Origin of the sequence: Streptomyces sp. NPDC058000 (assembly GCF_042886435.1) — a bacterium.
Lineage (GTDB): Bacteria > Actinomycetota > Actinomycetes > Streptomycetales > Streptomycetaceae > Streptomyces.
The window spans coordinates 88,375-102,061 of record NZ_JBHVQS010000024.1 but is presented as its reverse complement, the minus strand read 5'-3'; the positions used below and the strand labels follow the sequence as shown (position 1 = coordinate 102,061).

Sequence of the window (13,687 nt, the reverse complement as noted above, 5' to 3'; positions counted from 1 at the left end):
GCTGATCAAGAGCGCCAGATAAAAGGGGCGTTAAGGGCGAGGCGCGGCAAAAGGCGGGAGAAATGTGAGCGCAGCGAAGCCGGGCATGCGCGTGCGGTGTCGAAGGCGAGCCGATTCACTGTCGAAACGTTATGAAGGCCCGGGCAGGCGTGTCGAAGGACACAGATCACCGTCCCCGCGATGCGGAACCGGTCCAGGGCAGGCGTCAGGAACCCCCGGTGACAACCCCCGTACGGCCCGCGCCGGACAACGGGCGGGCCGTCCGGCCGCCGCTACCGCAGCCGGGCCATCAGCGCGTGCTCCACGAGCGTGATGAGCGCGCTCTTGGCCTCCCCGCGATGCCGTGCGTCCGTGGTGATGATCGGGGTCCCCGGGCCGATCTGCAGCGCCTCCCGGACCTCGTCCGGGGTGTGCGCCTGCTGGCCGTCGAAGCCGTTGAGGGCGATGACGAAGGGCAGGCCGCTGTTCTCGAAGTAGTCGACGGCGGGGAAGCAGTCGGCGAGGCGGCGGGTGTCGACCAGGACGACGGCGCCGATGGCGCCGCGGACCAGGTCGTCCCACATGAACCAGAAGCGGTCCTGGCCGGGTGTACCGAAGAGGTACAGGATCAGGTCCTGGTCCAGGGTGATCCGGCCGAAGTCCATCGCCACGGTCGTGGTCGTCTTGTCCGGTGCGTGCGTGAGGTCGTCGATGCCCGCCGACGCGGAGGTCATCACGGCCTCCGTGCGCAGCGGGTTGATCTCCGAGACCGCGCCGACGAACGTGGTCTTGCCCACGCCGAAGCCGCCCGCCACCACGATCTTCGCGGACGTGGTGGAACGGGCCGGGCTCTGGCCGTGGCCGCCGTCAGAGCTTGCGAAGTCCACTGAGCACCCTCTCCAGCAGGGTCACGTCCGGCGTGCCGCCCGCCTCACCGCTGCCGCCCGGCTGGTGGATGGCCACCATCCCGGCTTCCGCCAGGTCCGCCACCAGGATCCGCGCCACGCCGAGCGGGATGTGCAGCAGCGCGGAAACCTCCGCCACCGACTTCACCTCGCGGCACAGGTGGCAGATCCGCTGGTGCTCGGGCAGCAGGCCGGGCAGCTGGGACGGGTCGGCGGTGGTGCTCACCAGCGCCTCGATGGCGAGCTGGTAGCGGGGCCGGGTCCGGCCTCCGACCATGGCGTAGGGGCGCACCAGCGGCTGGTCACCTTCGCTCCCGTACGGCGCTGAGCTGTAGGCGCCGTACGGGCCGGAAGTGGCGGGTGGCGGGGTCATGGATCCTCCGGACGGGACAACTGACGTGTCGTCGGGTTGGGCCGGTGGGGGGTACGGCGTGGATGGATGAGGGGTTACCGGGTGCGGTGCGGCGCTGCGGACGCCGCGGGCACTCAGTTCAGCAGACTTCCCTGGAGTTCTGCACGGAGATCGGGCGTCAGGACGGTGCCCGCACGGTCGACCAGCAGGGCCATCTCGTAACCGACGAGGCCGATGTCGCACTCGGGGTGCGCCAGTACGGCCAGCGACGATCCGTCGGAGACGGACATGATGAAGAGGAAGCCGCGCTCCATCTCCACCACGGTCTGGTTGACCGTGCCGCCCTCGAAGATGCGGGAGGCGCCGGAAGTCAGCGACGTCAGACCGGAGGCCACCGCCGCCAGCTGATCGGCGCGGTCGCGAGGGAAGCCCTCGGACATCGCGAGGAGCAGTCCGTCCGCGGAGACCACCACCGTGTGGGACACCCCGGGGGTGTTGTCCACGAAGTTGGTGATCAACCAGTTCAGATTCTGCGCCGCCTGGCTCATCGGACTCAACTAACGCTCCTGCTGGTGAGAGGGGTCGACAATGCCGTGGTTGCCGGTGGACGACGTCCCGGCCTGCCGGCCCTGCTGGATGCCCCGGCGGAGATTGGTCAGCCGGCCGCGCACGTCGCCGGGCGCGCGGGAGACCTGCGGACCGCCCTGCGGGGCCTGCTGCTGCGCGGTACCGGCGACCAGGTTGGCGCGCGGCACCCGACGGGGCAGCCCGGAGGTGGTGATCCCACCCGAGGCCGGCTGGCGGATCTGCTCCGCCTGTCGCCACGCGTCGTCGTTGGGCGAGGTGCGCCACTGCGCGGAGGCGTCGGCCGGTGCGCTGTCGCGGCGCCCGCCCGTCGGCACACCGCCCGTTGGCGCACCACCCGTCGGTACGCGGCCCGTCGGCACGCCTGCGGCCGGCACACCGCCGGCCGGCGTGTCACCGGGCGCGGCACCGTCCTGGCCGGCGTCGCGGCGCGGCATCGGCGGTACACCGGCGGCCGCCGAGGCCGGGGTGTTGAACCAGTTGGACTCGATGGTGTCGAAGATCGGCGTACGGCCGTCACCGGCGCCGGTGTCCGTGGCGCCGAGCGGACCATTGCCGAGCGGGTCGCCGCCGAGCGGGTCGCTGAGCGGATCGGCACCCAGCGGGTCACGGCCCGCCGGGGTACGACCGACGGCCGGCTGACGGCCCTGCCCGGCCTGCTCCGCCCGCTCGCCCTGGGGACGCGGGAACTGCCCGGTGGTCTCGAACGGTCCGGTTTCGAACTGTCCGGTGTCGGCGTTCGGTCGGGGGAACTGCCCGGTGGAATCCCGCTGCCCGGTCTCGAACGGTCCGCTGTCGAACTGTCCGGTGTCGGCATCGGGTCGCGGGAACTGCCCGGTGTCGGCGTTCGGCCGCGGGAACTGCCCGGTGGTCTCCCGCTGCCCGATGCCGAACTGTCCGGTCTCGAACTGTCCGGTGTCGGCATCCGGTCGCGGGAACTGTCCGGTGTCCCCGGGCCCGCCGGCCGCCCGGACCGGCTCGCGGCCGGCGGCGGGGGCGTCGTTCCGGCCCGCGCCGGGCCGCGGCCCGCCGAAGTCGGGCCGCGGGAACGCGGCGGTGTCGCCGGGGCCGGCGGCCGGCGCAGGCCGCTGGAAGGTGCCGGTGGTCTCCGGCTCCTCGTGGCCCCGCGGCCGGTCCTGCGCCTCGCGGGGCGCCAGCGGCCAGTCGTCCTGGGCGCCGCGGTCCCGGCGTACGCCCAGCGGCGCGCCGCCCGGCTGCTCGGTGTTCGCGGGAGCCGGTGCGGCCGCGCCGCCCGGCAGTTCGGCCGCCGGCCCGGAGTTCCGCGGCGGCAGCTGCGGGCGCTCCTCGCGAGGGGGCAGGCCGGTGGGCGGTGCCACGGTCGGGGTGCGGCCGTCGTCGGCTCCGCGGTCCGCGTCCGAGCCGCGGACCGGCAGCGCGGGCCGGGCACCGCCGGCGTCCGGACCGGCGTCGCCACCGCGGGCCGGCGCGGCCGGTGCGGTACGACCGCCGGGCGCCGGCGAGCCGAAGGCGTTCGGGGCACCACCGGCACCACCGGCACCACCGGGGCCGCCGCGGCCGGGCAGCGCGGGCCGCCCGCCGGGGCCGGAGCCGACCTGGCCGCGCGGCTGGAGCCCGGCGAGTCGGCTGGTGGGCGCGCCACCGCCGTCACCGGCGCTCTTGGCGGGGGTCGGTGCCGACTTCTTGCCGCCCTGGGCGAGATCGACCGGCAGCATGACGAGGGCGGTGGTGCCGCCGGAGTCGGACGGCCGCAGCTGGATGCGGATGCCGTGTCGCAGCGACAGCCGGCCGACCACGAACAGGCCCATTCGCCGGGACACCGAGACGTCCACGGTCGGCGGGCTGGCCAGCCGCTCGTTGATCGCCGACAGGTCCTCGGGGGAGAGGCCGATACCGGTGTCGTGGATCTCGACCAGGACGCGGCCGTCGGGCAGCGCGTGACCGGTCACCTTGACCTTGGTCTGCGGTGAGGAGAACGACGTGGCGTTCTCCAGCAGCTCGGCGAGCAGGTGCACGAGGTCGTTGACGACCCGGCCGGCGACCTCGGTCTGCGGGACCGCGTTCAGCTCGATCCGCTCGTACTGCTCCACCTCGGACGCGGCGGCCCGGAGCACGTCGACCAGCGGGACCGGACGGGTCCACCGGCGACCCGGCTCCTCACCCGCGAGGACCAGCAGGTTCTCGCCGTTACGGCGCATACGGGTGGCGAGGTGGTCGAGCTTGAAGAGCGAGGAGAGCTGGTCCGGGTCGGCCTCGCGGGACTCCAGTTCGGAGATCAGCGAGAGCTGACGCTGGATCAGACCCTGGGAGCGGCGCGAGAGGTTGGTGAACATCGCGTTGACGTTGCCCCGCAGCAGCGCCTGCTCGGACGCCAGCCGGACCGCCTCGCGGTGGACCTCGTCGAACGCCGCGGCCACCCGGCCGATTTCGTCCCGGCTGTGCACACCGACCGACTCGACGGAGGTGTCGACGTCCTGCGGGTCGGACTCGGACAGCTGCTTGACCAGCTCGGGCAGCCGGTCCTGGGAGACCCTCTGCGCGGTGTCCTGGAGCCGGCGCAGCGAGCGCACCATGGACCGGGCCACGACGAACGCGCCGATCAGCGAGACGCCGAGGACGAGCAGGATCACCGCACCGTTGATGATCGCGTCCTGGGTCGCGGCGTTGCGCAGCTCGCGGGACTTCTGGTCCATCTCGGAGAGCAGCGAGGTCTCGATCCGCGACATCTCGTCGATCTTGACGGTGTCGGAGTCGTACCAGTCGAGGTACTTGTACTCCTGGCTGCGGATGCCGCCCGTGCTGGAGAAGGCGCGGTGCGCGAACGCGTACGCGGCCTTGATCTCGTCGTTGTTGCCGTCCAGGCCGCGGGTGAGCGCACCGGCGTTGCCGCTGTAGATCTGCGAGAAGCGGTCCCGGGCCGCCTTCTCGTCGTCCTCGGCGGTACGGCCGGCCAGCCGGTCGTTGGCGGAGAGCTGCGGGCCGCCCGAGTGCGCCAGACCGGCACTGACCAGGGCGCGCTGCATCGACGCGTACTCCTTGGCGGACGAGAACGCCGCCAGGGCACGGGTGCTGCGGATCATCTCCGGGTTGCTGGTGGCCTGTGCCATGTCCTGCGAGAGGTCCAGCAGGGAGGAGATGAGCTGGTTGTAGGCGGTGACGGTCCGCGCGACGTTGTTGTCGTCCTTGTAGGCGTCGCCGCGGATCTGGTTGAGGGTGTTGAGCTGGCGGCCGATCTCCAGGATGGTCGCCCGGACGCCGGCCATGGTGGCGTCGTCCGGCTTGATGTCGCCGGTGGCCTGGTTGAAGGAGACCTTGGCCCGGTCGGTGGCCTCGCGCGGGGCGACCACACTGGCGTCGTCCTTGACGTTGCCGGTGCCGGCCAGCGGGCCGGCCGACTTGTCGCGCTCGACCTGGAGGGCGTCGGCCAGCTCGGTGGCCTGCCGGGTCATCTCCGTGAGCAGCTGCATCTTGTCGAGCTGGTCGATGTTGTCCAGCTCGGTGTTGACGCGCAGCGCGCCCAGGGTCGTCGCCGCGATCACGGGGAGCGCGAGCAGGGAGACCAGCCGGGTGCTGATGCGCCAGTTGCGCAGCGCTATTCGGTTGCCGGGCCCACTGGGGCCGTTCTTGGGCTTGCCGCCGTCCGCGGCGTCATCGCCCGGAGTCTGGCCGCGGTCTTTCCCGCCGCGCAGCTCCGGGTCCGCCGCAGCGTTGCCATCCCTCTTGAAACGTCCCTGCACTAGCGTCGCAACCTCTGGACCAGGCGTCCCACCGCGTGAACGGCGGGACGGTGTCGAGTCGAAAGGGGACCGCGAAGTCCCCCATGGCGGTCGTGAGTGACCGGCGGGCCGTCCCCTCTGGCCGAGAGAGCGACACCACCGCGCGGCGCTCCTTCGCACCCTGCGCGCCGGTGGAAACGTGCGGCGGTCCGTGGAATTCCAGCACAGTGCAGGATCTCCAACAAGAGCGGAGCCGGCCGCTGTGACATGGGTGACGCAATGTATGGAATGCGTTACGACCGGTAGAAGACGCTGCCCCTGATTTCGGACTTATGTCCGCGAGTCGCCCGCCCCCACCCCTTGTCCCAGGTGCGGTGATCAGGAGCGGAACGTGCGGTTCGATCCGTCAATGTCCGTTTCCGCCCTGGATGTTGATCACGCGAAATGCGGCATATGTCACATCCCTCGTGAGGAAACTCACAGGGAGATCGTCGACTTTCCCGCTGATCCGCAGGGAATAGCGCGCTTAGCCTGACGCTTTACACAGTTGCGTAAAACGACAACGCGCAAAAATGCAACGTTCGGCAACTCTTCCCGACCAGACGCGAGGCATACCGCAGTGAAGACGACGACGATGTTCCGCAACATAGCCAACCCGCGGCGCACCACCCTGGCCCACCTCAAGGACGCCGAGGACCTCGGCACCCCCGAGGTCCAGGAGCACACCGTCGACCTGCCCCGCCAGACCGCCAACCCCCGCCGCACCGTCCTGAACGACCTGCCGAAGCAGGACGTCACGGCCTGAATGGACGGCGGTGCGCCCATCCCCCCGCGATAGCCTGGAGTGTCAACTCCGGCCAATGATCATGAGGGGCAGCGGCAACCCGTGCGCATCGCCAGATTCTCCATCGACGGCAACGTCGGCTTCGGCGTCCTCGAAGGAGACGAACTCGACGTCATCAAGGGGCATCCGTTCGCGGAATTCGAGCGCTCGGGCCAGAAGGTCCCCCTCGAAAAAGTGCGGCTGCTGCCGCCGGTCCTTCCCAACAAGGTCGTGGCGATCGGCCGCAACTACGCCGAACACGCCGCCGAACTGGGCAACGAGGTCCCGGAGACGCCGGTCACCTTCTTCAAGCCGTCCACATCGGTGATCGGCCACGGCGACCCCATCGCCTACCCCTCCTTCTCCCAGGAGGTGCACCACGAAGCGGAGCTGGCCGTCGTCATCGGCCGGATGTGCCGCGAGGTGCCCCGCGAGCGGGTCAAGGACGTCATCCTCGGCTACACCTGCGCCAACGACATCACCGCGCGGGACGTCCAACGCCGCGAGAAGCAGTGGGCCCGGGCCAAGGGCTTCGACAGCTCCTGCCCCCTGGGCCCCTGGATCGAAACGGACCTGGACCCGAGCGACCTCACCATCCAGTGCACGGTCAACGGCGAACAGCGCCAGCTCGGCCGCACCAGCGACATGATCCGCCCCATCGAGGACCTGATCGTCCACATCACCGAGGCGATGACGCTGCTCCCCGGCGACGTCGTCCTCACGGGCACCCCGGCCGGAGTCGGCCCGCTCAACGTCGGCGACACGGTCGCCGTCACCATCGAAGGCATCGGCACTCTCACCAACAAGGTGATCAAGCGTGGCTAACGCGACCCCCGGAACCCCCGTCCGCGTACGTTTCTGTCCCTCCCCGACCGGCAACCCGCACGTCGGGCTGGTCCGTACCGCCCTGTTCAACTGGGCCTACGCCCGGCACACCGGCGGTCAGCTGGTCTTCCGCATCGAGGACACCGACGCGGCCCGCGACTCCGAGGAGTCCTACAACCAGCTGCTGGACTCGTTCCACTGGCTCGGCTTCGACTGGGACGAGGGCCCCGAGGTCGGCGGCCCGCACGAGCCCTACCGCCAGTCGCAGCGGATGGACCTCTACAAGGACGTCGCCGAGAAGCTGCTCGCCGCCGGCCACGCCTACCACTGCTACTGCACCACCGAAGAGCTCGACGCCCGCCGAGAGGCCGCCCGCAAGGCCGGCAAGCCCTCCGGCTACGACGGCGCCTGCCGCGACCTGACCGCCGAGCAGAAGGCCGCCCACGAGGCCGAGGGCCGCTCCTCGATCGTCCGCTTCCGGATGCCCGACGCGCCGATCACCTTCACCGACCTGGTCCGCGGCGAACTGACCTTCACCCCGGAGAACGTCCCGGACTACGGCATCGTCCGCGCCAACGGGGCGCCGCTCTACACCCTCGTCAACCCGATCGACGACGCCCTGATGGGCATCACCCACGTCCTGCGCGGCGAGGACCTGCTCTCCTCCACCCCCCGCCAGATCGCCCTCTACGGGGCCCTGATCGAGCTGGGCCTGGCCTCGGCCGTCCCCGCCTTCGGCCACCTGCCCTACGTCATGGGCGAGGGCAACAAGAAGCTCTCCAAGCGCGACCCCCAGGCCAACCTCAACCTCTACCGGGAGCGCGGCTTCCTCCCCGAGGGCCTGCTGAACTACCTGTCCCTGCTGGGCTGGTCGTTCTCCGCGGACGAGGACATCTTCACCATCCCCGAGATGATCGAGAAGTTCGACATCGCGGACGTCAACGCCAACCCGGCCCGCTTCGACCTCAAGAAGGCCGAGGCGATCAACGCCGAGCACATCCGCCGCCTGGACCTCAAGGACTTCATCGCGGCCTGCGCGCCCTGGCTGACGGCCCCGTTCGCCAACTGGGAGCCCGAGGACTTCGACCGGGCCGCGTGGGAGGCCATCGCCCCGCACGCCCAGACCCGCCTCACCGTCCTCTCCGACATCACAGCCAACGTCGACTTCCTCTTCCGCAAGGAGCCGGTCGACGACGAGGCGTCCTGGACGAAGGCCATGAAGGGCGACCCGGTGGCCCTGCTCACCACCGCCCGCGCCAACCTCGCCGCCGCCGACTGGACCGCCGGCCCCGAGCCCCTCAAGCAGGCCGTCCTCGCCGCCGGCGAGGAGCACGGCCTCAAGCTCGGCAAGGCCCAGGCCCCGGTCCGGGTCGCTGTCACCGGCCGCACCGTCGGCCTCCCGCTCTTCGAGTCCCTGGAGATCCTGGGCAAGGACCGCACCCTCCAGCGCATCGACGCGGCCCTGGCCCGGCTCACCGCCTGACCCGACCGCACCCCACGGGACCCACGGGCCCGGAAGCCACGAGCTTCCGGGCCCACTCCTTCTTCCCGCCCGCCCCTTGCCGCTAGATTCCCGATATGCCCCTCCACGCCGTCCTCTGGGACATCGACGACACCCTCTTCGACTACATCGGGTCCGACCGCACCGGCGTACTGCGCCACCTACGGACCGAGGGGCTGCTGGCCGCGTACGGCGGCGAGGCGGTGGCACTCACCCGCTGGCAGCAGGCGATGGAGACCGAGTTCGCCCGTTTCCTCGCGGGCGAGCTGGGGTTCCTGGACCAGCGCAGGGCCCGCGCCCGGACGTTCCTGGGCACCCCGCTGACCGACGCCGAGGCGGACGCCTGGTTCGGCCGCTACCTCGCCCACTACGAGGCGTCCTGGGAGCTCTTCCCGGACTCCGTGCCGGCCCTGGAGGCACTGGCCCCCCTGGTACGCCAGGCGGTGCTCTCGAACGCCTCCACCGCCAACCAGGAGCGCAAGCTGACCGCCCTGGGCATCCGGGAGCGCTTCGAGGCGGTGCTCTGCGCCGACGACCTGGGACACGCCAAGCCCGCCCCGGAAGCCTTCCAAGGGGCCTGCGCGGCCCTGGGACTGCCGCCGTCCGAGGTGCTCTACGTCGGCGACCGGCTCGACATCGACGGCCTGGGCGCCAGGGACGCCGGCCTGGCGGCCGTATGGCTGGATCGCACGGGCACCGACGAACAGCCGCCAGCCGGGGTGCACCGCATCCGCGGGCTGGCCGAGCTTCCCGAGTTGGTGCGCGGGGTTATCGGTTTTGGAGCACCCTCCACGATCAGGTAATGTTCTTCCTGCGCCGCCCGAGAGGGCCGAAAGGCCCGGACCGGAAAGCGCAGATCAAGGCAAAACCCCCGACTGGGGGTTGCACTTTGATGGCCTATGGTGTAATTGGCAGCACGACTGATTCTGGTTCAGTTAGTCTTGGTTCGAGTCCAGGTAGGCCAGCTCGCAGAGCTCATCTGCAAAGCCCCCGTTGTGTAGCGGCCTAGCACGCCGCCCTCTCAAGGCGGTAGCGCCGGTTCGAATCCGGTCGGGGGTACAGATCCTTCCCGGGGAGGCAGTACGGGTCGCACCCGCTGCCACTCACGCAGGATCGCTAGGGCCCCCGTTGTGTAGCGGCCTAGCACGCCGCCCTCTCAAGGCGGTAGCGCCGGTTCGAATCCGGTCGGGGGTACTGGTCTACACCACTATGGCCTATGGTGTAATTGGCAGCACGACTGATTCTGGTTCAGTTAGTCTTGGTTCGAGTCCAGGTAGGCCAGCTCGCAGAGCTCATCTGCAAGGCCCCCGTTGTGTAGCGGCCTAGCACGCCGCCCTCTCAAGGCGGTAGCGCCGGTTCGAATCCGGTCGGGGGTACATCGAGGAAAGGCCCTCCGCGTGATGCGGAGGGCCTTTCTGCTGTTCCGGGGAACTCCGGCGTTCAACGGCTCTGCGCGGCCGGGGAGTTGGTCCCGGTGCGGCGGCAGTGGCCCGTGGTGGGCGGGTAGTTGGGGCGGCCGGGGGCGGGGCGTCGAGAAGGTCGAGAAGTGGGCCGGCCGGCCGCCGCGGGGGAGCGGGGCCGGCCGGTGGGCGTCTCAGGAGCCGTTGCGGCGCAGGCCCTCGGAGAGGCGGGCGGCGGCGTCGATGACCGCCTGGGCGTGCATGCGGCCCGGGTGGCGGGTCAGGCGCTCGATCGGGCCGGAGACCGAGACGGCGGCCACCACGCGGTTGGAGGGGCCGCGGACGGGCGCGGAGACGGAGGCCACGCCGGGCTCCCGCTCGCCGATCGACTGGGCCCAGCCGCGGCGCCGCACGCCGGAGAGGGCGGTGGCGGTGAAGCGGGCGCCCTGGAGGCCGCGGTGCAGTCGCTCCGGCTCTTCCCAGGCCATCAGGATCTGGGCCGACGAGCCGGCCTTCATGGTCAGTGTGGAGCCGACCGGGACGGTGTCCCGCAGTCCGGACAGTCGTTCCGCCGCCGCGACGCAGATCCGCATGTCGCCCTGCCGGCGATAGAGCTGGGCGCTCTCGCCCGTCACGTCGCGCAAGTGCGTGAGCACCGGTCCGGCCGTGGCCAGGAGGCGGTCCTCGCCGGCCGCCGCGGCCAGCTCGGAGAGTCGCGGGCCGAGGATGAACCGGCCCTGCATGTCCCTCGCCACCATCCGGTGGTGTTCCAGAGCCACGGCCAGCCGGTGGGCCGTGGGTCGTGCAAGCCCGGTCGCCGCGACCAGCCCGGCGAGGGTGGCCGGACCGGACTCCAGAGCGCTCAAAACCAGAGCTGCCTTGTCGAGAACGCCGACGCCGCTAGAGTTGTCCATGCAACGATACTCGCGTCTCACAGTGTGAAACGCAAGTTCAATTTTCCAGCGAAGTCGTCACTCTGTAGATGCGGCCCTCGACCAGGGCCCGGCGTCACGCCCGCCAGGGGATATTCGCGGGTCACCGCGCACAGACGAGCAAGGCCGGCAAAGCGGCCGGCCGGAGGGAATGCGATGGGACGGACACTCGCGGAGAAGGTCTGGGACGACCACGTCGTCCGGCGCGCGGAAGGCGAGCCCGACCTCCTCTTCATCGATCTGCACCTGCTGCACGAGGTCACCAGCCCTCAGGCGTTCGACGGCCTGCGCAAGGCCGGCCGCGGAGTGCGCCGCACCGACCTGACCATCGCCACCGAGGATCACAACACCCCGACCCTCGACATCGACAAGCCGATCGCCGACCCGGTCTCGCGCACCCAGCTGGAGACCCTGCGCAAGAACTGTGCGGAGTTCGGTGTCCGGCTGCACCCGCTGGGTGACGTCGAGCAGGGCGTCGTCCACGTCGTGGGACCGCAGTTGGGGCTCACCCAGCCCGGCACCACCGTGGTCTGCGGTGACAGCCACACCTCCACCCACGGCGCCTTCGGTGCGCTGGCGTTCGGCATCGGCACCAGCCAGGTCGAGCACGTCCTGGCGACCCAGACGCTGCCGATGGCGCCGTTCAGGACCATGGCGATCACCGTCGAGGGTGAACTGCCCGAGGGCGTCACCGCCAAGGACCTGATCCTGGCGATCATCGCCAAGATCGGCACCGGTGGTGGCCAGGGATACGTGCTGGAGTACCGCGGCCCGGCCATCGAGAAGCTGTCGATGGAAGCCCGGATGACCATCTGCAACATGTCGATCGAGGCGGGCGCCCGGGCCGGCATGATCGCCCCCGACCGGACCACCTTCGACTACCTCCAGGGCCGCGACCACGCCCCCCAGGGCGAGGAGTGGGACGCCGCCGTGGCGTACTGGAAGACGCTGCGCACCGACGACGACGCGGTCTTCGACGCCGAGGTCGTCATCGACGCCGCGGCGCTGTCGCCGTTCGTCACCTGGGGCACCAACCCCGGCCAGGGCGCGCCGCTTTCGGCGAACGTCCCCGACCCGGCTTCGTACGAGGACCCCTCGGAGCGGTTCGCCGCCGAAAAGGCCCTGGAATACATGGGGTTGACGGCGGGTCAGCCGCTTCGCGAGATCTCCGTGGACACCGTCTTCGTAGGTTCGTGCACCAACGGACGGATCGAGGACCTGCGCTCCGCGGCGGCGGTTCTGGAAGGCCGTTCGGTCGCCGAGGGCGTGCGCATGCTGATCGTTCCCGGCTCCGTCCGGGTCTCGCTGGAGGCCGTCGCGGAGGGGCTGGACAAGGTCTTCACCGCGGCCGGCGCCGAATGGCGGCACGCGGGTTGCTCGATGTGCCTGGGCATGAACCCCGACCAGCTGGCGCCCGGTGAGCGCTCCGCGTCCACCTCCAACCGCAACTTCGAGGGTCGGCAGGGCAAGGGCGGTCGCACCCACCTGGTCTCGCCGCAGGTCGCCGCCGCAACGGCGGTTCTCGGCCACCTGGCCTCACCGGCCGACCTGTCCGACGCCGACGTCGCTACGCCCGCGGGAGTCTGAGAACCATGGAAGCTTTCACCACCCATACCGGCCGGGCCGTTCCGCTGCGCCGCAGCAACGTCGACACCGACCAGATCATCCCGGCCCACTGGCTGAAGAAGGTCACCCGGGACGGTTTCGAGGACGGGCTCTTCGAGGCGTGGCGCAAGGACCCGGAGTTCGTCCTCAACCAGGAGGCGTACAAGGGCGCCACCGTCCTGGTGGCCGGGCCCGACTTCGGCACCGGCTCCTCGCGTGAGCACGCCGTCTGGGCGCTGCAGAACTACGGCTTCAAGGCCGTCATCTCCTCGCGGTTCGCGGATATCTTCCGGGGCAACTCCCTCAAGAACGGCCTGCTGACGGTGGTCCTGCCGCAGGAGACCGTGGACCGGCTGCAGAAGCTGGTGGAGTCCGACCCCACCGCCGAGATCACCGTCGACCTGGTGGACCGCGAGGTCCGCGCCGAGGGCATCACCGCCGGCTTCGAGTTGGACGAGAACGCCCGTTGGCGGCTCCTGGAGGGTCTGGACGACATCAGCCTCACCCTTCGGGAGGAGTCCGACATCGCCGCCTACGAGGCGAACAGGCCGTCATTCAAACCGCGTACCATCGAGGTCTGACCTCGGGTTTTATGGCTCAAAGACTTATTGCGTACGATGCGCCCCCTGTGCAGTTGGCAGGGGGCGCATCGGCTTGTGGAGGCCGGTGTTGAGGCCCCGTGAAGCGACAACTCGCCGCAGATGGCACAATTAGCGCATGGAACGCGACGACCAACTCAAGCTCTACGGTTTCGTCGCCGACCGACTCAAGGACGCACACGCAAGGGTGCGGACACTGCAAGTCCCGGAGGGCGTACGGATGGCGCTGACCCGGAAGCTGCTTGTCATCACGGCCGCGGCTAAACACGATCTTGCGGACGCGGCAAGGCGTCTGGAGTGGTTCATGCACGACCTTGACGAAGGTCGTTATCCCGAAGATGTGCATGCCGATGGAAGTCCGTGAAGGTCGAGTCCGTTGCGGCACAAGGGTGATTAGCCCGTTTCGTGTTTGATTTGCGGTATATATCTGCCTAACGTGCGAAAAAGCTTGGAATCTCTCGTTCCAGCAATGTCTCCGAAGGGGAA

General features: G+C 70.1%; 12 protein-coding genes and 5 tRNA genes. 12 read left to right on the top strand and 5 right to left on the bottom strand.

From position 1 onward, the window contains the following. Positions 1 to 272: 272 nt before the first annotated feature. The 4 genes from ACFVT2_RS23395 to ACFVT2_RS23380 all read right to left on the bottom strand — a co-directional run bounded on the left by ACFVT2_RS23395 (position 273) and on the right by ACFVT2_RS23380 (position 5,537). A complete protein-coding gene (locus ACFVT2_RS23395) occupies positions 273 to 866 on the bottom strand; it encodes an ATP/GTP-binding protein (protein WP_390020943.1) in 594 nt (197 codons plus the stop codon). After that, positions 847 to 1,257 carry a DUF742 domain-containing protein gene (locus ACFVT2_RS23390; RefSeq protein WP_390020940.1) on the bottom strand — a complete coding sequence of 137 codons (411 nt, stop codon included), beginning with the start codon at positions 1,255 to 1,257 and terminating at the stop codon, positions 847 to 849. The genes ACFVT2_RS23395 and ACFVT2_RS23390 overlap by 20 nt, the downstream gene beginning before the upstream one ends. A 113-nt stretch (positions 1,258 to 1,370) precedes the next feature. Then, positions 1,371 to 1,784 (bottom strand): roadblock/LC7 domain-containing protein, encoded by a 414-nt coding sequence (locus tag ACFVT2_RS23385; RefSeq protein ID WP_039632486.1) that lies wholly within the window; start codon positions 1,782 to 1,784, stop codon positions 1,371 to 1,373. Between the two features lie 9 nt (positions 1,785 to 1,793). Then, the gene (locus tag ACFVT2_RS23380) at positions 1,794 to 5,537 is read right to left on the bottom strand and encodes a nitrate- and nitrite sensing domain-containing protein (protein ID WP_390020938.1); all 3,744 of its coding nucleotides are present in this window, start codon (positions 5,535 to 5,537) and stop codon (positions 1,794 to 1,796) included. Between the two features lie 598 nt (positions 5,538 to 6,135). Between ACFVT2_RS23380 and ACFVT2_RS23375 the strand changes: the two genes are divergently transcribed. The 9 genes from ACFVT2_RS23375 to ACFVT2_RS23335 all read left to right on the top strand — a co-directional run bounded on the left by ACFVT2_RS23375 (position 6,136) and on the right by ACFVT2_RS23335 (position 10,041). Next, the gene (locus tag ACFVT2_RS23375) at positions 6,136 to 6,321 is read left to right on the top strand and encodes a hypothetical protein (RefSeq protein ID WP_390020936.1); all 186 of its coding nucleotides are present in this window, start codon (positions 6,136 to 6,138) and stop codon (positions 6,319 to 6,321) included. Positions 6,322 to 6,402: 81 nt separating this feature from the next. Continuing rightward, positions 6,403 to 7,164, top strand: a complete 762-nt coding sequence (locus ACFVT2_RS23370) for a fumarylacetoacetate hydrolase family protein (RefSeq protein WP_390020934.1) — start codon at positions 6,403 to 6,405, stop codon at positions 7,162 to 7,164. Beyond that, complete coding sequence (gene gltX / locus ACFVT2_RS23365) at positions 7,157 to 8,647, top strand: glutamate--tRNA ligase (protein ID WP_390020931.1); 1,491 nt, start codon at positions 7,157 to 7,159, stop codon at positions 8,645 to 8,647. The genes ACFVT2_RS23370 and gltX overlap by 8 nt, the downstream gene beginning before the upstream one ends. Before the next feature lie 95 nt (positions 8,648 to 8,742). Continuing rightward, positions 8,743 to 9,468, top strand: a complete 726-nt coding sequence (locus ACFVT2_RS23360; protein WP_390020929.1) for an HAD family hydrolase — start codon at positions 8,743 to 8,745, stop codon at positions 9,466 to 9,468. Positions 9,469 to 9,558: 90 nt separating this feature from the next. Continuing rightward, a tRNA-Gln gene (locus ACFVT2_RS23355) sits at positions 9,559 to 9,630 on the top strand. Positions 9,631 to 9,651: 21 nt separating this feature from the next. Further along, positions 9,652 to 9,724: transfer RNA gene (locus ACFVT2_RS23350), tRNA-Glu, on the top strand. A gap of 62 nt (positions 9,725 to 9,786) precedes the next feature. Continuing rightward, positions 9,787 to 9,859: transfer RNA gene (locus tag ACFVT2_RS23345), tRNA-Glu, on the top strand. 16 nt (positions 9,860 to 9,875) lie between these two features. Next, a tRNA-Gln gene (locus ACFVT2_RS23340) sits at positions 9,876 to 9,947 on the top strand. A 21-nt stretch (positions 9,948 to 9,968) separates the two neighbouring features. Beyond that, positions 9,969 to 10,041: transfer RNA gene (locus ACFVT2_RS23335), tRNA-Glu, on the top strand. A gap of 218 nt (positions 10,042 to 10,259) precedes the next feature. On the opposite strand, the gene ndgR is transcribed toward ACFVT2_RS23335, so the two are convergent. Continuing rightward, a complete protein-coding gene (gene ndgR, locus ACFVT2_RS23330; RefSeq protein ID WP_100599612.1) occupies positions 10,260 to 10,979 on the bottom strand; it encodes an IclR family transcriptional regulator NdgR in 720 nt (239 codons plus the stop codon). A gap of 174 nt (positions 10,980 to 11,153) precedes the next feature. On the opposite strand from ndgR, the gene leuC reads away from it, so the two are divergent. The 3 genes from leuC to ACFVT2_RS23315 all read left to right on the top strand — a co-directional run bounded on the left by leuC (position 11,154) and on the right by ACFVT2_RS23315 (position 13,565). Continuing rightward, positions 11,154 to 12,584 carry a 3-isopropylmalate dehydratase large subunit gene (leuC, locus tag ACFVT2_RS23325; RefSeq protein WP_390020926.1) on the top strand — a complete coding sequence of 477 codons (1,431 nt, stop codon included), beginning with the start codon at positions 11,154 to 11,156 and terminating at the stop codon, positions 12,582 to 12,584. Between the two features lie 5 nt (positions 12,585 to 12,589). Next, complete coding sequence (leuD, locus tag ACFVT2_RS23320; RefSeq protein WP_390020923.1) at positions 12,590 to 13,183, top strand: 3-isopropylmalate dehydratase small subunit; 594 nt, start codon at positions 12,590 to 12,592, stop codon at positions 13,181 to 13,183. Between the two features lie 136 nt (positions 13,184 to 13,319). Beyond that, entirely contained in the window at positions 13,320 to 13,565 is a 246-nt protein-coding gene (locus tag ACFVT2_RS23315; RefSeq protein ID WP_100599609.1) for a hypothetical protein, read from the top strand. Positions 13,566 to 13,687 lie beyond the last annotated feature (122 nt).

Excerpts from the sequence above, each read along its gene's own strand:
- ACFVT2_RS23385 (WP_039632486.1), bottom strand. The coding sequence starts at position 1,784 with ATGAGCCAGGCGGCGCAGAATCTGAACTGGTTGATCACCAACTTCGTG.
- ndgR (WP_100599612.1), bottom strand. The coding sequence starts at position 10,979 with ATGGACAACTCTAGCGGCGTCGGCGTTCTCGACAAGGCAGCTCTGGTT.
- leuC (WP_390020926.1), top strand. The coding sequence starts at position 11,154 with ATGGGACGGACACTCGCGGAGAAGGTCTGGGACGACCACGTCGTCCGG.
- ACFVT2_RS23390 (WP_390020940.1), bottom strand. The coding sequence starts at position 1,257 with ATGACCCCGCCACCCGCCACTTCCGGCCCGTACGGCGCCTACAGCTCA.
- ACFVT2_RS23315 (WP_100599609.1), top strand. The coding sequence starts at position 13,320 with ATGGAACGCGACGACCAACTCAAGCTCTACGGTTTCGTCGCCGACCGA.
- leuD (WP_390020923.1), top strand. The coding sequence starts at position 12,590 with ATGGAAGCTTTCACCACCCATACCGGCCGGGCCGTTCCGCTGCGCCGC.
- ACFVT2_RS23360 (WP_390020929.1), top strand. The coding sequence starts at position 8,743 with ATGCCCCTCCACGCCGTCCTCTGGGACATCGACGACACCCTCTTCGAC.